Source organism: Aestuariivita sp. (assembly GCF_021404545.1).
In the GTDB taxonomy this organism is placed as follows: domain Bacteria; phylum Pseudomonadota; class Alphaproteobacteria; order Rhodobacterales; family Rhodobacteraceae; genus Aestuariivita.
Genome location: NZ_JAAWWD010000034.1, coordinates 24,455 through 42,793, shown reverse-complemented (window position 1 = coordinate 42,793; position 18,339 = coordinate 24,455). Strand labels below are relative to the sequence as shown.

The following is an 18,339-nucleotide window of genomic DNA, read 5'->3' as shown; positions in this document are numbered from 1 at the left end:
CAGCGATCACAAACGCCATCAGGAATGCGGGCCATGAACTGGATCACCAATTATGTGCGGCCACGGATCAACTCGATCTTTTCGCGCCGCGAGACGCCCGAGAACCTGTGGCAGAAATGCGATGAGTGCGGAACGATGCTGTTTCATCGTGAACTGTCGGACAATCTGAACGTCTGCACCAATTGCGGCCATCACATGGGCATCACCCCGCGTGAGCGGTTTCTGGCGCTTTTTGACGGTGGCATTTTCACCGAGGTGCAGGTGCCCGAGCCCAAGCCAGACCCCCTGTCGTTCCGTGACCAGAAGAAATACCCCGACCGGATGCGCAGCGCACAGAAGATGACCGGCGAAAAAGAGGCTATGCTGGTCGCCAGCGGCGAGATCGGGCGCACGCCGATTGTGGCTGCGGGTCAGGATTTCTCCTTCATGGCCGGGTCGATGGGCATGTATGTGGGCAACGCCATCATCGCTGCGGCGCAGGAGGCGGTCAAACTCAAGCGTCCGCTGATCCTGTTTTCCGCCGCCGGGGGGGCACGGATGCAGGAGGGGATCCTGAGCCTGATGCAGATGCCGCGGACAACCGTCGCGGTGCAGATGCTGAAAGAGGCGGGTCTGCCCTACATCGTTGTGCTGACCCATCCCACGACCGGCGGCGTGACCGCGTCCTATGCGATGCTGGGCGATGTCCAGATCGCCGAACCGGGCGCGCTGATCTGCTTTGCCGGTCCACGGGTTATCGAACAGACCATCCGTGAAAAGCTGCCCGAAGGGTTCCAGCGCGCGGAATATCTTCTGGATCACGGAATGCTCGACAGGGTGACGCCGCGCACACAGATGCGCGATGAGTTGATCGGACTCACCCGGATGCTGTTGGGCATGCCGCCCGCCGTCAAGGGCGATTTGCCCGCGCCGGATCCCGAAGAGGTACCGGAGCCAGCTGCCGAGGCGGCTTCGGCCCAGGATACGCCAAAGGCATGAGCGCGCCCACATCGGACGTCATCCTGGCTCGGATGATGGCCCTGCACCCCAAGATCATCGACCTGACGCTTGACCGGGTCTGGCGTCTGCTGGATGCGCTGGGCAATCCGCAGACCGGTCTGCCGCCGGTGATCCATATCGCGGGCACCAATGGCAAAGGATCCACCCAGGCGATGATCCGGGCAGGGCTTGAGGGGGCCGGGCATGTGGTGCACGCCTATACCTCGCCGCATCTGGCGCGGTTTCATGAGCGGATCCGCGTGGCCGGTTCGCTGATCTCCGAGCCCGATCTGACCGCCGTTCTGGATGAGTGTTATGCCGCCAATGGCGGCGCGCCGATCACCTATTTCGAGATCACGACCGTTGCGGCCATTCTCGCCTTTGCCCGCACGCCTGCGGACTACACGTTGCTAGAGGTTGGTCTGGGCGGACGGCTGGATGCCACCAATGTGATTGGGCGGCCCCGGCTGACGGCGATCACCCCGGTGTCGATGGACCACGAGACCTTTCTGGGCAACACCCTGCCCAAGATCGCCGGTGAAAAGGCAGGGATCCTCAAGCGCGGCGTGCCCTGCATTGTCGGACGCCAGGCCGCGGACGGGCTGGAGGTGATCGAGGCGCGGGCCCAGGCGCTGGGCGCGCCGCTTCTGGCTTACGGCCAGCACTGGCATGTGGGAGAGGAGCACGGGCGGCTGATCTATCAGGACGAAACGGGTCTTCTCGACCTGCCGCTGCCGAACCTGCCGGGCGTGCATCAGGTCGAGAATGCTGGCATCGCGCTGGCCGCCTTGCGCGGATTGGGTCTGGGCGAGCAGGCCTGCGAGGCGGCGGTGACCCAGGCCTTTTGGCCTGCGCGGATGCAGCGGCTTAGGGACGGACCGTTGGTATCGCGTGCACCCGGGGCCGAGCTTTGGCTCGATGGTGGGCACAACCCAGCGGCGGGACAGGCCCTGGCGGCCCATCTGCGCCGTTTGCCCGCACGGCCCACGCATCTGGTGGTCGGCATGCTCAACACCAAGGATATCGCAGGCTATCTTGGTCCTTTGGCCGAGGTGGCCGAAAGCCTGACAGGCGTGTCGATCCCCGGAGAGGCCAACACCGTTCCGGGCGAACAGACGGCGCGCATCGCCGCCGGTCTGGGTCTTGAGACCGATGTCGCTAACAATGTGCTGAAGGCGGTTCAAGCGATTGCGGCCAAGGACCCTGAAGCTCGGATCCTGATCTGCGGCTCGCTCTATCTTGCCGGTTCGGTGTTGCGCGAAAACGGCTGAACAGTGCTGGCGACGCAGGCTCTCTGGCTGGCACTCTTTCGGAAATCCGCCGCGCGCGCATAACCGGCCGGCCGACACACGGCTCAGGCGCCCCAATCCTCGGCCTGCATTTCGCGCAGCCGCGAGGCGGTACGCTCGAACTCGAACGTGCCTTCGCCTTCCACATAGAGCATCTCGGGTTCGGCAGCCGCCGAGCAGATCAGTCTTACCTCGGCCTCATAAAGCGCGTCAATCAGGGTGACGAAGCGTTTGGCCTCGTTGAAGTTCGACCGCGACAGGCGCGGGATATCCTCCAGAACCAGAACCCGGACAGCGTCTGCAATGGCAAGGTAATCCGCAGGCCCCAGAGGTTTGCCGCACAGCTCATAGAACGTGGCCCGTGCGACACCGTTGCGGAACGCAGGCAGAACCACCGCGCGGCCCTTGACGGCCAGAACCAGTTCGGTTGCCTTACCGCCTGCAAGATCGTCCCACACCGCCGCGATCTCGGCCCGCGCCTCCGGGCCGGTAGGCGTGAAATAGACCTGCGCCCCTTCCAGCCGGTTCTGACGGTAATCGGTGGAGCTGGAGAGTTCCCATACCACCATCTTGTCCTTAATCATCTCGATGAAAGGCAGAAAAATCTGGCGGTTCAGCCCATCCTTGTACAGATCATCCGGCACCCGGTTGGAGGTGGTCACCACCACCACCCCGGCGGCAAAGAGCGCCTCGAACAGGCGTCCCACGATCATCGCATCGGTGATGTCGGTGATCTGCATCTCGTCGAATGCCAAGAGCCGGACGGATTTGGCCACATCCGCCGCCACGGGGGCGATGGCATCATCCACGCCGCGCTGACGCGCGACATGCATTGCGGCGTGGATCTCCTGCATGAAGGCATGAAAATGCACCCGGCGCGTGGGCACATCGCCCATCGCATCGACGAAGAGATCCATCAGCATGGATTTGCCGCGCCCGACCCCGCCCCACAGATAAAGCCCCATTGGCGGCTCGGGCGCGCGGCGGAAAAACCCGCGTTTGACCGGCTGGGCAAGCGCCGTACGGATCCGCTCGAACTCCGGCAGGACGGCCTCCTGAACCGGGTCGCGGTGCAGCGTGCCTTTGGCCACGCGCTGGGCATAAAGCTCGGATATCGCTGACATGTCTCAGCCCTAGCGCCCATGGGCGGGATTGAAAAGCCACCCTCGCGCGGCTCACATCACAAATCCTCATGCGTCAGACCAGAAATCCTGAATTGACCGCGAGTCTGTCGGGGTTACTCTCCGAACTCCGAACTCCGAACTCCGAACTCCGAACTCCGAACTCCGAACAGGAGACCTCCCCGCATGCAGGATCGCGCGCCTCTCTTCACCCCGGTTCTCATGGTCGGGTGCATCATCATCATGGTGAGCTTTGCGGTGCGCGCCTCTTTCGGTGTGTTCCAGATCCCGATCGCCGATGAGTTCGGCTGGCTCAGGACCGAGTTCTCTCTGGCCATCGCCATTCAGAATCTTGCCTGGGGGATCGGCCAGCCGATTTTCGGTGCAATCGCGGAAAAGATCGGGGACCGCAAGGCGATCATCATGGGTGCGATCATCTATGCGGGGGGCATGGTGCTGACCGCGATGTCGACCACGCCGCTGGAGCATCAGCTCTATGCCTGGCTGGTTGGCTTTGGTGTAGCGGGCACCGGCTTTGGCGTGATCCTGGCGGTTGTCGGGCGGGCCTCGTCGGATGCCAACCGGTCAATGTCGCTGGCCATTGCCACGGCGGCGGGCAGCGCCGGTCAGGTCTTTGGCGCGCCGCTGGCCGAGTGGATGCTCACGATGATGAGCTGGCAGATGGTGTTCGTCTGGTTCGCGGGCGCGATCCTGCTGTTGATCCTGACCCTGCCTCTGATGCGCGCCCCGCCCATGGCCAGCAATGCCGAACTGGAAGAGAGCCTGGGTCAGGTTCTGGTGAAGGCGTTTCGCGATCCCTCCTACACGCTGATCTTTCTGGGGTTTTTCAGCTGCGGCTATCAACTGGCCTTTGTTACGGCGCATTTCCCGGCGCTGGTGACCGAGATGTGCGGCCCGATCCAGCCAGGCAGCGTGCTGCATGATATCGGGATCACCACGACCTCCGCTCTGGGAGCGGTGGCGATATCGCTGATCGGTCTGGCCAATATCGCGGGCACGCTGGCGGCGGGCTGGGCCGGGAACTATTTTCCCAAGAAGTATCTCTTGGCCGGGATCTATACCGGAAGGACGATCATTGCCGCCCTGTTTTTCATCTTTCCGATCACGCCTTTGTCGGTGATCCTTTTTTCCGTGGCGATGGGGGCGCTGTGGCTGGCCACGGTGCCGCTGACTTCGGGCTTGGTGGCGCATATCTATGGGCTGCGCTATATGGGCACGCTTTATGGGATCATCTTTTTCAGCCACCAGCTGGGCAGTTTCGTGGGGGTCTGGCTGGGCGGTCGGATGTATGACCTGACCGGCGACTACACCGTGGTGTGGTGGGTCGGTGTGGCCGTGGGCGCGTTCAGCGCCATTGTGCATCTGCCGATCCGGGAAAGACCGCTGCCCAGCCGAGCGGCTATGGCCTGAGGTTCAGCTTCCCCCTGTCGCGCAGAAAATCGGTGACGTGATGCATCACGGCATCGGTATGGGTATAGGGCAGGCCGTGACCCGCGCCCGCGATCACCTCGACCCGTGCGCGCCGGTGCCATTCGATCAGCGGCCCGGCGGCAGAGGGCGGGACCAGCGGATCGGCACCGCCGAAAACTGCCAGGGTGGGGATATTGTGCTGCGCAATCTGTATGTGATCGGCCTTGAACGTTTCAGAAAGCAATCCCCGATAGCTGGACAGCACCGCCGGCACAAAGCCACGAAAGCGCAGCTCGGCCTTTTGCCGGTCATGGATGTCGGGCACAGATGATGGCAGACCGCGTTCCGCCGCAATCCCTCTGAGGTGTTGCCCGGGATAGAACATCAGCATCAGCCAGTCGCCGATCAACGGCCATTTCAGCATCTGTTCCAGCCGCGTCGGTTGCCGCACGCGGATCCCTGCGGGGGCCAAAAGCACAAGCTGGCGAACCCGGTCGGGATGGGCCGCGGCGAATGCCGTTGCGATGGCGCCGCCCATGGAATAGCCGATGATCGTCAGATCCTGGCCGAGGTCTTGTGCCGCCAGCAACTCGTTCAGCTGTCGCAAGAAGAAGGCGCGGGTCTGGCGCCCAGGCGGCCTGTCGGAGTACCCGCGCCCGTAAAGATCATAGATCAGCACGCGGTAGCCCATCGCGGCCAGTGCCAGCGCGATGCCTTTCCACACGAATGAGGGCGTCGTCAGCCCGTGAATACACAGCGCCACCGGACCGCGTGCCGAGCCGATCCATTCGTAATGGGTCAGGCCGCTGGGCAGGGGGATCCCCTGTCCGGGTGCGGTGCGCCGGGCGGTCTCGTCCATCGGTGGGCGCAGCCTTTCGCGCAAGAACGGCCAGATCGCAATCGTGGCCAGCGCGCTACATAGAGCGACCCAGATCATTGCGTCTCGCGCCACCGCTCCAGAATGTAGCGGGAGGTCATCAGGTCCAGATGCGCGCCCCCGCCGTTCTTGAACAGCGTGATGTCGCCCGCGCGCCCCCGAATGAAACGATCAAGCGTATAGTAATCGGCCAGAATGTCGTCCCGGCTGATCACGCCCGCCCGAAGCGGCGTCTCGATCTCGCCGATATGGCCGATGGTGGTATCGAAACTATCGACATAGATCTTGGCGCGTCTCAGTGCGGCATCGTCGGCCTCGCGCATATCGGGCTTGTAGGCGCCAATCAGGTTGAGGTGCTGACCCGGGCGCAGCCAATCGCCGTGGATCACCGGCTCCGACGACATGGTGGCGGTTAGGATGATGTCGGCGGTGCCCACGGCAGCCTCCAGATCGCGCGCAACGCGCGTGCCGGGATAGCATTCGGCCAAAGCCTCCGCCCCGGCGGGGGAGCGGTTCCAGACCGTGAAACGCGCGCCGGGAAAGCCCGCGCCGAACGCCTCGATCAGCGATGCGCCCACGGTGCCTGCCCCGACGATCAGGATCTCGGACGCGTCCTCCGGGGCCAGCATCAGCGCCGCCAAAAGGCTGTCTGCCGCAGTCTTCCATTTGGTGACCAGATGGAAATCGATCAGAGCTTCAAGTGTGCCGTCGGTATCTGAGTAAAGACAGACGGCCCCATTGACCATCGGCGTGCCCTTGGCTGGATTGCCGGGAAAGATGGTGGCGGTTTTGACGGCCACGCCCATCCCGTCGATCCAGGCCGCGCGCGACAGCACGGTGTCCGTTCCGCGATAAAGGAACGTGTCGCCCACATCGGCCTTGGGCAGGGCGTGGCCTGCCTTGAAGGCCTGCGTCAGCGCGCGCCAGTCCATCAGCGCCTCGCCGTCAGTCATGGATATCGACGGAATGCTCATGCGGCCTCCTCAGCTGTCAAAAGCCCTGCCGCCACCAGCCGGTCAGCCCAGCCCTGCGGCCCCTCGAAAAGATGCGTCTGCCAGCCGCGCGCGGTGGCCGCCGCGATGTTGTCAGGGCGGTCATCGGTAAACATAAGCTCGGACGGAGCCAGGCCGCTGCCCTCTTCGACCATGGCGTAGATGCGCGGATCGGGTTTGATCACACCCATATGCCCCGAGATGAAATCGCGGTCGAAGGCGCGCAGAAACGAATAGTGACCGGCTGCGTAATCATAGCTCTGGATGCCGAAATTCGTGAGGCTGAACACCGGAATGCCTCTGGCCTGCAACGCGCCCATCAGGCGCACGGAATGGTCAATGGCGGGTGTGGCCATCTCGATCCAGCGGTCATGCCACATGCGGATTTCGTCGCGCCATTGGGGATAACCCTCGGCGGTGGCATAGATCGTATCGGTAAAATGCTGCCCCATATCGACCTTGTCGTTCATGCCGTGCAGATCGACCTGCGCGAACATCGCGCGGCGCCTGTCGGGGCCGATCACGCTGTCATAGAACCGCTCGGGCTGCCATTCGATCAGCACGTTGCCGATGTCGAAAATCACCGCTTTGGGGGTCATGGGATGTCCTTTTTGGCGGCGCGCAGTTCCCGCTCCAGCGCGTCCAGAAAACGGGAGCGGTCGGCCTTTGTAAAGCCACGCCCACCCCCGCCCGCGCCCAAGGGGTTGGCGGCGCGCAGATCCGCCATCAGATCGCGCATCGCCAGTTGCTGACCGATATTGGCCTTGGTGAACGCCGCGCCATTGTGGCGCAGCACACGCGCGCCCGCCTCGATACATTTGGCGGCCAGGGGAATGTCGCCGGTCACCACCACATCGCCGGGCCCACAGCGGTTGGCGATCCACATATCGGCCTCGTCCGGGCCTTCGGCAACGATGACATTTTCGATCAGCGGGTTTTGTGAGGGCCGTAGCCCCCCATTGGAAACGACGAACATCTGCACGCGGTGGCGGGTCGCCACACGCTCGGCTTCCGATTTCACCGGGCAGGCATCGGCGTCAATATATACGGCAGTCATGCATAAAGCGCATCGGCGTGGAACGCGAGGTGATCTTCCATGAAGGTCGAGACAAAGAAATAGCTGTGGTCATAACCCGGTTGCAGGCGGATCTGAGCCTGCTGGGGCCGCTTGGCCACAGCCTCGGCCAGGGCATGGGTCTGCAACAGCTCATAGAACTGATCGCCGGTCCCGGTATCGGTCAGGATCGGCCCGTCAAAGCCGGTCTCCCGCATCATCAGCGTTGCGTCATGGCGGGTCCATTTGCTCTCATCCGGACCCAGATAGGCGCCGAGCTGCTTGCGGCCCCATTCGCTGGCCGTGGGATGGCAGATCGGCGCAAAGGCCGAGACCGACCGGAACTGCCCTGGCAGGCCCATGGCGAGCGTCAGCGCTCCGTGCCCCCCCATCGAATGACCGCTGATCGACTGGCGCGTCATATCGACGGCGAAATGCTCGGCGATCAGCGCGGGCAGTTCCTCGGCCACATAGTCCCACATCTGGAAATGCGGCGCCCAGGGTTTCTGCGAGGCGTTGACATAAAACCCCGCACCCTGGCCCAGATCGTAGGCATCGTCATCGGCCACATCCTCGCCCCGCGGCGAGGTATCGGGGAAAACCAGCGCCAGACCATGCTCGGCTGCCCAGCTTTGCGCGCCCGCCTTGACCATCGCGTTTTCATGGGTGCAGGTGAGGCCCGACAGATACCACAGGACGGGGACCGGGCCGTGCTGCGCCTCTTCGGGCAGAAACAGGCCGAAGGTCATGTCGCAGGCGCAGGCATTGGATGCATGTGTATAGACACCCTGCACGCCGCCAAAGGCCTTGTTTTCTGACACGGGTTTCATGAGCGCTTCCTCAGATTGTTCCGCAACAGCAATACCAGCGATGCGCGGTTTGGCAACGTCTTACAGAAATGATGCGCTGACCCAGGCAATGACCACCGACACGGTGATGATCGAGATCACCGTGGACAGCAAGATCGCCGCCGATGCGCGGTGCGGTGCGACGTTGTAATGTTGCGCCAGGATATAGACATTGCCGGCCACCGGCAGGGCCGCCGCCGAGATGACGACAGCGGCCGAGAACGGATCGATCGGAAAAAGGATCAACACGCCGATGGCCACGAAAAGCGGATGCAGCCCTAATTTGCAAAAGCTGAGCCAGAGGGCGACCTGAACCCGTTCCGCCGATTTGGAAGCCAGTGACGCTCCGATTGCAAAAAGTGCACCGGGTGTGGCAGCAGCACCCAGGATGGCGAGAAACTCGTTCATCGGGCCGGGGATCGGAATGTCGAGCGCGGACCAGATCAGCCCCAGAGAGATGGCCACGATCATCGGGTTCTTGATCAGGCCAAGCCCTACGGTCTTGAGAATGGAAAGGCTCATCCGTCCGTCGCGGGAGCCGGTGATCAGGATCACAATCAGGCTGGAAAAAACGATCAGATCGACAGCCAGCACCAGCATGACCGGCCCCACAGCGGCCTCGCCAAAGATGACGGCCAGCATCGGGATCCCCAGAAAGCCAACATTTCCGATGACGGCGCATTGCGCTTCGATCGCGGTATACTGGACGTCGAGTTTGCGCAGAAAAGCCACGATAGTGGCGATCCCATAGACAAAGGCAGTGCCCCAAAGATAGCCCGCGATCAGGCGGCCATTGAAGACCTCGTCAAGCGACAGGTTTGCGGCAAATCGAAAGAGCATCGCCGACAACGCGAAGTAAAAGACGAACTTGGTGAGATAGGCGGTTGCCTCTTCACTGAAAAACCGTGTGCGTCCGGCCCAGTATCCCAGACCGATCAGCGCGAAAAAGGGAACGGTACGCAGGAAAATCTCGACCATGCCAAAGGGTTAGAGACTTGGTCGCCAAGGTGCAAGAAGCGCGATCAAGGGATCGGGAGCTGATCCTATGGGCAGAGACCGGACCGCAGGCCGTAACTCAAGCCCGGTGCGGTCGGGTAGGGGGCATAATCAAAGGCCCGCGGCATTGTCCGGTATCGCAGATAGTCGAGATTCTGATCGCTCAGCCGTGCCAAGGGATCGACCTCGAATTTCGGGTAATCCGATAAGGGGCGTGCGCCCAGACCGTTGTGGGATGGCAAGATCTGCCTGTCATGCCGCATCCACTGCTGCGCAAAGGTGAAGCGGTCGAGCCTTTGCGGATTGCGGCTTTGGAATGCTGCCAGGGATTGGCAGATCCGCAGATCCCCGACCCGAGCGTCGCGTACGGTGCCGGTCGGGGCGTTGCTCAGATCGACCAGATGCCCTTTCTTGGTGCCAAACCCTTCGATTTCAAAGGTCAGAGCGCCTGGGAGCACAAAGGCGCCGGTCCCCTCTCCTGCTCCAAAGAGGCGGTCCTCTCCCGTCCAGTCGGTGCCATATGTAAAGCGCAGCAGGAAAGTGCCGGGCGGAACCAGCACCCGAAACGGTTCACCGCCTACGATATAGGCTGACAAGGCATCGACGCCGGTCTTGGTATCGACCAGAACCACAACGTAATCGGCGCCAGGACGGCTTTTGACCACAAGCGGAAAAACCGCGGGCAGGCCGGTGCGGTTCCACATCAATCCGGCAGGCGGCCGGGAATGTGCTGCCGTCTCGTCCGCCTGCGGAGCGCTTGCCATGCCGAAGGCCAGCATCAGTGCCGCTGCGATGTACGCCAGCGCTTTCACCGCGATATGCAATTGGTCCGACACCGACATCCCCTCCTGACAAGATCCCTCAAGCCTATCAAATAAGATGTCGCCTTGCGACGAGGGTGTGCAGGAGGTGGCATTTCTCCACCGTCACCGCCTCTCTAGCCGCTGCCGATGAGGATACCGGCGGCCAGAACCAGGGCACCGCCAAGAACCACCTGAAACGCGGCGCGGAAGAACGGCGTCTCCATGTATCTGTTCTGGATCCATGCGATGGCCCACAATTCCACAAAGACAACGATGATTGCGATCACCGTCGCGGTCCAGAAATCGGTGATCAGATAAGGCAGCGCATGGCCCAACCCGCCCACCGTTGTCATCACGCCGGAGGCCACGCCGCGCTTGATCGGCGAACCGCGGCCCGAAAGCTCCCCATCGTCGGATGCGGCTTCGGTAAATCCCATGGAGATACCCGCGCCCACCGATGCGGCGACGCCAACCAGAAATGTGGTCCAGGTGTCCTGTGTTGCGAAAGCTGTCGCAAAGATCGGTGCCAGCGTAGAGACCGAGCCATCCATCAGCCCCGCCAGCCCCGGTTGTACCCAGGTCAGGATGAACTGGCGGCGGGATTTCTCGCCTTCCTGGTCTTGGATGTCGCTGTCAAACAGCCGGTCCTTGAGGCCTGCGGCGGTGGCCTGGTGCCCGGCTTCGGCTGCCGCGAGATCACCCAGCAACTGGCGTGTCGTGGTATCACTCGTGCGCTGGGCGGCTTTGAGGTAAAACTGCTGCGCGTCGCGTTCCATCGCCTCGGCCTCGGCGCGGATGCGGTCGATGCTAAGGTTTTCGACCAGCCAGACAGGTCGGCGGGTATAGTATCCTGCCACATGCTCGCGCCGGATCAGCGGAATGGTCGATCCAAACCGTTGCGTATGCAGGTCAATGAGCCGGGTGCGGTGGGTATCTTCCTCGGCGGCCATCGCCTCGAAGAGTTTGGCCGATGCCGGATAGTCCGCCTTCAGCATTTGCGCATATCCACGGTAGATGCGGGCATCGTCTTCCTCAGACGAAATCGCCAGCGCGATTATTTCCTGTTCTGTCAGGTCCTTGAAGGTTTTGCGGGCGAAGAAAGGGCGCATCTGAGAGCCTTTAATTAGAATAGTTCTAAAACGGAATATAATGACATCTGACGCGCAGGCAACCTGTAATCAGGTTGAAACTGAACTGATCGGTTTATATGGTGGCCCATAGGTGGAGGGGAGGGACTATGGCGCACGCGGCAGAGATCGTTCGCAAAGGTCGCAAGTTCGATCAGGTTCTGCAGGGCGCCCGACAGGTGTTTCTCGCGGATGGATTTGAGGGGGCCAGTGTCGACGATATCGCGCGTGCGGCGGGTGTCTCAAAGGCAACCCTTTACAGCTATTTCCCCGACAAGCGACTTTTGTTCATGGAAGTCGCGCGACTGGAATGCCTCCGTCAGGGCGAGGAATCGCTTGCCTTGATCGAGGTTGCGGCAACACCGCGAATGGTCCTGAAAGAAGCCGCAGAGCGGATGTTGGGCTTTTTGCTGTCGGATTTTGGTCAACGGGTGTTTCGGATCTGTGTGGCCGAGGCCGACCGCTTTCCCGAACTGGGGCGGCAATTCTATGAGACCGGACCGATGATGGTGCGAAACCGCCTGACGGAGTTTCTGACCGAATGTGTGGATCGCAAGCAGATGGAGATCGACGATATCGAGCTTGCTGCGGATCAGTTTGCCGAACTCTGCAAGGCTGACCTGTTTCCCCGTCTGGTGTTCAATATCGATGCCACGTTCAGCGAGGCCGAAATCGCCCGCGTGATCGATGGCGCGGTCGAGACATTCATGGCGCGCTACGCGATCTAGATCACCGCGTCTGCGGTGTTAGGCGTCAGTCGGCGCGCCGCACCTCTAATTGATTGCCTGATTTGCGCGTCTCGAACCGTTTGAGGTCTTTGACCAGATCGCTGAGTTTGGGTTTGCCATAGGTACGGGTGTCGAAATCGGGGTTATCGGCCACGATGTACTGGCCCAACGGTCCCAGCGCGTACCAGTCGCTGTCCTGGGGAATTTTCTCCATCGCGCGCAGGATCAGCGGGATCGCATCGGTGACAGGGGCCTTGCCGCTCTTGTTTGTGCTGCTGCCCTTGGCGGGCGGTTCGTCGACGATGTTTTCGATCAACACGAAACGATTGCAGACATTGCGCAGCGACTCGGGCGCCTTGGCCTCGCCAATACCGATGACATCGAGGCCCTGCTCGCGCACGCGGTTGGCCAGCGCCGTAAAGTCGCTGTCGGAACTGACCAGAACAAAGCCATCGAACCGCCCGGTATGCAGGATATCCATTGCGTCGATCACCAGGCCGATATCGGAGGCGTTCTTGCCCACGGTGTTGGCGCTCTCCTGGTGCGCCACAAGGCCCAGATCGCGCACCACTTTGGACCAGGTGCTGAGCCGCCCCGATGACCAGTCGCCATAGACCCGGCGCAACGCGGGTTCGCCGAAGGAGGTGATCTCCTTTAGGATGGCGCTTGCGTGTTTTGCCGGGATGTTGTCGGCGTCGATCAGGACGGCATAGAGCGGGCGAGTGCGGTCGGGCATTGGGCAAACCTTTGGGTTTGAGGGATCGATGGCGGCACCGGGGGTTTTCCACCCGTCGCCATTGTGGCTTGGACCAATGGCACATTCAATGGCGATCCCCCCGTCAGGCATGATCTTGGCCAGAAGGCGCGTTGGGCGCGGGTTGGGTGCCGCTGCTGCGCTCAGTAGATCACGACCGAGCGGATGGATTTGCCCGCATGCATCAGGTCGAATCCGTCGTTGATCTTGTCGAGACCCATCGTGTGGGTGATCATCGGGTCGATCTCGATCTTGCCGTCCATATACCACTCCACGATCTGGGGCACATCCGTGCGACCGCGCGCGCCACCGAATGCGGTGCCACGCCAGCTGCGGCCCGTGACCAGCTGGAACGGACGGGTGGAGATTTCCGCACCGGCCGGCGCCACGCCGATGATGATGCTTTCACCCCAGCCCTTATGCGCGGCCTCAAGGGCCGTGCGCATGACCTGAACATTGCCGGTCGCGTCGAAAGTATAGTCGGCACCGCCTTTGGTGAGGCTCACCAGATAGGGGACCAGATCGCCCTCGACCTCGGTGGGATTGACGAAATCGGTCATGCCAAAGCGGGTGGCCATGGGCACCTTGTCGGGATTGATGTCCACGCCTACGATCTGATCCGCTCCCGCAAGGCGCAGCCCCTGGATCACATTCAGCCCGATCCCGCCCAAACCGAAGACAATGGCGCGGGACCCGATTTCCACCTTGGCGGTGTTGATCACCGCGCCAATACCGGTGGTCACGCCGCAGCCGATATAGCAGACCTTGTCAAAGGGCGCGTCTGGGTGGATTTTGGCCAGCGCGATCTCGGGCAGGACCGTATGGTTGGAGAAGGTCGAACAGCCCATGTAGTGCAGGATCGGGTCCCCATCGAGCGTTGTGAACCGGGATGTGCCATCCGGCATCAGGCCTTGCCCTTGGGTTTCACGGATCGCCTGACACAGGTTCGTCTTGGGGTTCAGGCAGTATTCGCATTCCCGGCATTCGGGCGTATAGAGCGGGATCACGTGATCGCCCGGCTTGAGCGAGGTGACGCCTTCGCCTACCTCCAGCACCACGCCGGCCCCTTCATGGCCGAGGATCGCGGGGAAAAGCCCTTCGGGATCTGCACCCGACAGTGTGAACTCATCCGTATGGCAGATGCCGGTGGCCTTGATCTCCACCAGAACCTCTCCCGCGCGGGGCCCGTCGAGGTTTACGTCCATGATTTCGAGTGGTTTTCCGGCCTGAATGGCGACGGCGGCCCGGGTGCGCATGATCTTTCCCTCCCTTGGGGTCTTTGGCCCGACCGTGGGGCAAAGAGCGGGGCAAATCAAGGCCCCGTTACTCCCCGTAAGGCACCCAGATAGTCTTGACCTCGGTCGCGGCGGCAAGGAAGGTCTGGGCGTCCGCTTGGGTCCAGTCGCGCGTCCGGGCCTTGTTGACCCAGGTCCGCTTGAGATTGCCCGCCGCCTCGCGTTCGATGGTCTCGGCCAGGTCGGTGGAGGAAAAGCACCACACTGCATCGACCGCCATGTGGCCGGCCAGATGGGGAGCCAGATCGGCATGTGGGCCGGTAAGGATATTGACCACGCCGGCTGAGACATCCGAGGTGTCGAGGATCTGGTAGAGGTCCGTGGCCGCCAGTGGGAACGGGTCCGAGGCCACCAGCACCGTGCGGTTGCCCATTGCTATGGCGGGCGCCATAACGCCGATCAGGCCCAAGAGCGGCGCTTCATCCGCGCAGACCGCGCCGATGACACCGACAGGTTCATTCATCGCCAGCGCCACGCCCCGGATCGGGACGCCATGCACGCGGCCATCGTATTTATCGGCCCAGGCGGCATATGTGAAAAGCCGGTCGATGCTCGCCTCTACCTCGGCCTTGCCACCGCGTTTGCCGGTAAGCCTGTCGATGCGCCCGGCGAACTCTGCCGCACGGGCCGAGAGGTTTTCGCCGATGTAGTAGAGGATCTGCGCGCGCAGATGCCCGGTGGTTCGGGCCCAACCGCTTGCTGCCTCCGCCGCCTCCACCGCGTTGCGGATATCCTTGCGGTTGGCGATGGGCACCTGGCCCAGAAGCTGGCCCTTCCTGTCGTAGACCGGTTTGGAATAGCCACCATCGGGGCGCACCTGTTTGCCGCCGATATAGAGCTTCGGGGTCCGGTCGATCCCCTCTGCGAGGCCCTGATCGCCTTCGAACGCGGCGATTGGAACCAGCGGTTTGGCTTTGGCCCGGGGCCGGGTATAGGCGGCCAGCCCCTCCCAGCCACCTTCGCGCCCGAACCCGCTTTCGCGCACCCCGCCAAAGCCTGCGGCGGCGTCAAAGAGGTTGGTGGCATTCACCCAGACCACACCGGCCGCCAGTTTCGGCGCGATATCGAGGGCGAGGTTCACATTCTCGGTCCAGAGCGTGGCGGCCAGCCCGTAGCGGGTGTTGTTGGCCAGCGCCACCGCCTCGGCCGGGGTGCGGAAGGTGGTGGAAACCAGGACCGGACCAAAGATCTCCTCCTGCATCAGCGGGTCGGCGGTGCCGAGCCCGGTGATCAGGGTCGGCGGGTAAAAGCATCCTTGCGCTGGCAGGGGCGTGGCGGCGCGGTAGATCTCTCCGGAGGTGTTCGCTTCGACCATGCGGGCGATGGCGTCGCGCTGGACCGGGTCCACGATCGCGCCCACATCGATGCATTTGTCCAGCGGATCGCCGATGCGCAGCCCGTCCATGCGCGCCTTGAGCTTCGCATGAAACGCCTCGGACACGCTTTCCTGGACGAGCAGGCGCGAGCCTGCGCAACAGACCTGGCCCTGGTTGACCCAGATCGCATCGACCAGCCCTTCGACGGCTGAATCGAGATCGGCGTCGTCGAAGACGATATAGGGGGATTTACCGCCCAGCTCCAAGGTCAGCGCCTTGCCGGTCCCGGCGGTGGCGCGCCGGATCCGTCGGCCCACCTCGGTGGAGCCTGTGAAGGCGATCTTGTCGATGCCGGGGTGATTGACGATCATCTCGCCCACCGCGCCTTCGCCAGTGACGATGTTCACCACGCCCTTGGGCAGACCCGCCTGACGGCAGATATCGGCGAACAGCAGTGCCGTGAGCGAGGTGTACTCGGCCGGTTTCAGAACCACCGTGTTCCCCATGGCAATCGCAGGCGCGATCTTCCAGGCCAGCATCAGCAGCGGGAAGTTCCACGGGATGATCTGGCCGCAGACACCCAGCGCCTCGCGGTCGGGCAGTTCCGCGTCCATCAGCTGGGCCATACCTGCGTGGAAATAGAAATGGCGCTGGGCGAGCGGCACGTCGATATCGCGGCTCTCCCGGATGGGTTTGCCATTGTCCATCGTCTCCAGCACAGCCAAAAGCCGCGCGTGTTTTTGCATCAGCCGCGCGATGGCATAGAGGTATCGCGCGCGCCCCGGCCCACCCAGTCTTTGCCATTTGCTCTGCGCCGCGCGGGCGGCGGCGACGGCGGCATCGACATCCTCCTGCGTGGCTTGCGAAAGCGTGGCGAGCACTTCTCCCGTGGCCGGGTTGCGGCTGTCAAAGCCTGCGGCGGGCGCGGTAAAGTTGCCGTCGATGAAATGGCCGAACCGGTCGCCCTGATCGACCAGCCAGGCCAGCGCGTCAGCGGCACTTTCGGGCGCGGGGCCATAGTCCATCGCGTCGAAGATCTCTTTCACGGTCATGGCTTCTTCTCTTTACAAATACGGAACACAGGCGCTTGCCGCTTAGCCCAGCGCATGCCGATAGCGCGCCGAGTACCGCCCGGTGACATGATGCTCCAGCTGCCGTTCGATATCGCCCAAGAGCGACGACGCGCCAAAGCGGAAGAGGTCGGGCTGGAGCCAAGGACGCCCTAGCTCATCTTTCATCAGGGCAAGGTAGGTGAGCGCATCCTTGGCCTTGGAGATCCCACCGGCGGGCTTGTATCCGACGCGATAGCCGGTGCGTTGGTAATAGTCACGAATCGCGCGGACCATTGCGACTGAGACCGGCAGGGTGGCGTTCACGCTTTCCTTGCCGGTGGAGGTCTTGATGAAATCGGCCCCTGCCATCATGCAGATGAGCGAGGCGCGCGCCACATTGCGCAGCGTTCCAAGCTCGCCGGTTGCGAGGATCGCTTTGACATGAGCCTCGCCACAGGCCGCGCGAAAGGTGCTCATTTCGTCGTATAGCGCCTGCCAGTTGCCCGAAAGCACATGACGGCGCGAAATCACGATGTCGATCTCTTCGGCACCAATTGCCACGCTTTCTTCGATTTCCCTGACGCGCAGATGGAAGGGCGAGAGACCCGCGGGAAAGCCTGTGGACACTGCGGCCACGGGGATGCCGGTCCCCTCAAGCGCATCCACCGCGGCGCCGATCATGTCGTGATAGACGCAGACGGCGCCGACGGTGATCTGGCCCATGCCCAGAGCGTCGAGGATATCGGCACGCACCGGTTGGCGGGCCTTGGCGCAGAGACGGCGTACGCGGTCGTCTGTGTCGTCTCCGGCCAGGGTGGTCAGGTCGATACAGGTAATAGCCTTCAGGAGCCACGCCGCCTGAAAATCCGTCTTGACGGATCTGCGACCCGGCAGCGTAGCCGCACGGCGTTCGATGGCCGATGTATTGGCCTGCACTGAACGCACCCATTGCATGTCGAGTGGCATCCCGGGATTGCGGGCGTCCGTCACGGGGGCAAGCGGTGTCGTCGGGGTCAGGGCGGGTGTCTGCATGGCGCGCTCGTCGGATCGGGTGAAAGCAACAGGGTCGCATGGGGCCGCCGCCTTGGCAAGCTGGCCGCGCGTCCGACCCGGGTGCGGGCGGGATCCAAAGGCGCACGCTGCGCGTGCATTCCTTTTGCTGATTTGGCGCGGTGGGGCGGGCTGAGGATTTAGCTGCCGCGATAGGTGGAAAACCCGAAGGGCGAGAACAGCAGGGGCACGTGGTAATGCGCGCCCGCGTCGCTGATCCCGAAGCGGATCGGGATCTGGTCCAGAAAGCGCGGCGCCTCCGGGGGGGTGTCGGTGGCGTCGAGATAGGCGCCCGCGTCGAAGACCAACTCGTAGGTGCCCGTCTCAAAGCGGTCCTGGGGCAGGATCGGGCCATCCGTGCGGCCATCGTGATTGGTAACCATCCGGGCCAGCTGCTGCCGCTGATCTCCCTCTAGCCGGTAGAGCGTGATGGGCATTCCGACCGCCGGTCGGCCGCGCGCGGTGTCCAGAACATGGGTGGTCAGGTAGCCTGCGGCCATCGGTGTGCCCTCCGTCTTTGCCTGTCTAATATGCGCGAGCTTGGGCAAAATGCATCCCGGAAAGAGTTTCAATGATTTTTTGAAAGCGGGGCGGGATATGTTGACCTAGGCTGATGGTCGGATCACAG

The 18,339-nt window shown here is 62.7% G+C and carries 18 protein-coding genes; 4 read left to right on the top strand and 14 right to left on the bottom strand.

Annotation, left to right across the window (positions count from 1 at the left end; translation table 11 throughout):
* The first annotated feature begins 33 nt into the window (after positions 1-33).
* Together accD and HEP69_RS10430 are read left to right on the top strand one after the other, a co-directional pair.
* Positions 34-978, top strand: a complete 945-nt coding sequence (accD, locus tag HEP69_RS10435) for an acetyl-CoA carboxylase, carboxyltransferase subunit beta (protein ID WP_290558461.1) — start codon at positions 34-36, stop codon at positions 976-978.
* Positions 975-2,249 (top strand): folylpolyglutamate synthase/dihydrofolate synthase family protein, encoded by a 1,275-nt coding sequence (locus HEP69_RS10430; protein WP_290558460.1) that lies wholly within the window; start codon positions 975-977, stop codon positions 2,247-2,249. The genes accD and HEP69_RS10430 overlap by 4 nt, the downstream gene beginning before the upstream one ends.
* Positions 2,250-2,332: 83 nt before the next feature.
* Here the strand turns inward: HEP69_RS10430 and zapE are convergent, their stop codons facing one another.
* Positions 2,333-3,391: a cell division protein ZapE gene (zapE, locus tag HEP69_RS10425; RefSeq protein WP_290558459.1), complete on the bottom strand. Its 1,059-nt coding sequence runs from the start codon at positions 3,389-3,391 to the stop codon at positions 2,333-2,335.
* 183 nt (positions 3,392-3,574) lie between these two features.
* Between zapE and HEP69_RS10420 the strand changes: the two genes are divergently transcribed.
* Positions 3,575-4,819: an MFS transporter gene (locus tag HEP69_RS10420; RefSeq protein WP_290558458.1), complete on the top strand. Its 1,245-nt coding sequence runs from the start codon at positions 3,575-3,577 to the stop codon at positions 4,817-4,819.
* Here the strand turns inward: HEP69_RS10420 and HEP69_RS10415 are convergent.
* The 8 genes from HEP69_RS10415 to mbfA all read right to left on the bottom strand — a co-directional run bounded on the left by HEP69_RS10415 (position 4,809) and on the right by mbfA (position 11,498).
* On the bottom strand, positions 4,809-5,756 hold the full coding sequence (locus HEP69_RS10415) for an alpha/beta hydrolase (RefSeq protein ID WP_290558457.1): 948 nt from the start codon (positions 5,754-5,756) through the stop codon (positions 4,809-4,811). The two genes, HEP69_RS10420 and HEP69_RS10415, sit on opposite strands and share 11 nt — an antisense overlap.
* On the bottom strand, positions 5,753-6,670 hold the full coding sequence (locus tag HEP69_RS10410; protein WP_290558456.1) for an ornithine cyclodeaminase: 918 nt from the start codon (positions 6,668-6,670) through the stop codon (positions 5,753-5,755). The genes HEP69_RS10415 and HEP69_RS10410 overlap by 4 nt, the downstream gene beginning before the upstream one ends.
* Positions 6,667-7,287: an HAD family phosphatase gene (locus tag HEP69_RS10405; protein WP_290558455.1), complete on the bottom strand. Its 621-nt coding sequence runs from the start codon at positions 7,285-7,287 to the stop codon at positions 6,667-6,669. Before HEP69_RS10405 ends, HEP69_RS10410 begins: the two co-directional genes overlap by 4 nt.
* Entirely contained in the window at positions 7,284-7,745 is a 462-nt protein-coding gene (locus HEP69_RS10400) for a YaiI/YqxD family protein (protein ID WP_290558454.1), read from the bottom strand. The genes HEP69_RS10405 and HEP69_RS10400 overlap by 4 nt, the downstream gene beginning before the upstream one ends.
* Entirely contained in the window at positions 7,742-8,572 is an 831-nt protein-coding gene (fghA, locus tag HEP69_RS10395) for an S-formylglutathione hydrolase (RefSeq protein ID WP_290558453.1), read from the bottom strand. Before fghA ends, HEP69_RS10400 begins: the two co-directional genes overlap by 4 nt.
* A 60-nt stretch (positions 8,573-8,632) precedes the next feature.
* Positions 8,633-9,568 carry an AEC family transporter gene (locus HEP69_RS10390; protein WP_290558452.1) on the bottom strand — a complete coding sequence of 312 codons (936 nt, stop codon included), beginning with the start codon at positions 9,566-9,568 and terminating at the stop codon, positions 8,633-8,635.
* Between the two features lie 65 nt (positions 9,569-9,633).
* The gene (locus tag HEP69_RS10385) at positions 9,634-10,422 is read right to left on the bottom strand and encodes a hypothetical protein (protein WP_290558451.1); all 789 of its coding nucleotides are present in this window, start codon (positions 10,420-10,422) and stop codon (positions 9,634-9,636) included.
* 101 nt (positions 10,423-10,523) lie between these two features.
* Positions 10,524-11,498 carry an iron exporter MbfA gene (gene mbfA / locus HEP69_RS10380; protein ID WP_290558450.1) on the bottom strand — a complete coding sequence of 325 codons (975 nt, stop codon included), beginning with the start codon at positions 11,496-11,498 and terminating at the stop codon, positions 10,524-10,526.
* Between the two features lie 128 nt (positions 11,499-11,626).
* Between mbfA and HEP69_RS10375 the strand changes: the two genes are divergently transcribed.
* Positions 11,627-12,244, top strand: a complete 618-nt coding sequence (locus tag HEP69_RS10375; protein WP_290558449.1) for a TetR/AcrR family transcriptional regulator — start codon at positions 11,627-11,629, stop codon at positions 12,242-12,244.
* Positions 12,245-12,269: 25 nt separating this feature from the next.
* On the opposite strand, the gene HEP69_RS10370 is transcribed toward HEP69_RS10375, so the two are convergent.
* From HEP69_RS10370 to uraH, 5 genes are all read right to left on the bottom strand, one after another.
* The gene (locus HEP69_RS10370) at positions 12,270-12,980 is read right to left on the bottom strand and encodes an NYN domain-containing protein (RefSeq protein ID WP_290558448.1); all 711 of its coding nucleotides are present in this window, start codon (positions 12,978-12,980) and stop codon (positions 12,270-12,272) included.
* Between the two features lie 161 nt (positions 12,981-13,141).
* A complete protein-coding gene (locus HEP69_RS10365; RefSeq protein WP_290558447.1) occupies positions 13,142-14,254 on the bottom strand; it encodes an S-(hydroxymethyl)glutathione dehydrogenase/class III alcohol dehydrogenase in 1,113 nt (370 codons plus the stop codon).
* A gap of 67 nt (positions 14,255-14,321) precedes the next feature.
* Positions 14,322-16,661 (bottom strand): aldehyde dehydrogenase family protein, encoded by a 2,340-nt coding sequence (locus tag HEP69_RS10360; RefSeq protein WP_290558446.1) that lies wholly within the window; start codon positions 16,659-16,661, stop codon positions 14,322-14,324.
* A gap of 42 nt (positions 16,662-16,703) precedes the next feature.
* A complete protein-coding gene (gene deoC, locus HEP69_RS10355; RefSeq protein ID WP_290558445.1) occupies positions 16,704-17,693 on the bottom strand; it encodes a deoxyribose-phosphate aldolase in 990 nt (329 codons plus the stop codon).
* A 158-nt stretch (positions 17,694-17,851) separates the two neighbouring features.
* Positions 17,852-18,211, bottom strand: a complete 360-nt coding sequence (gene uraH / locus HEP69_RS10350; protein WP_290558444.1) for a hydroxyisourate hydrolase — start codon at positions 18,209-18,211, stop codon at positions 17,852-17,854.
* Between the last annotated feature and the right edge of the window lie 128 nt (positions 18,212-18,339).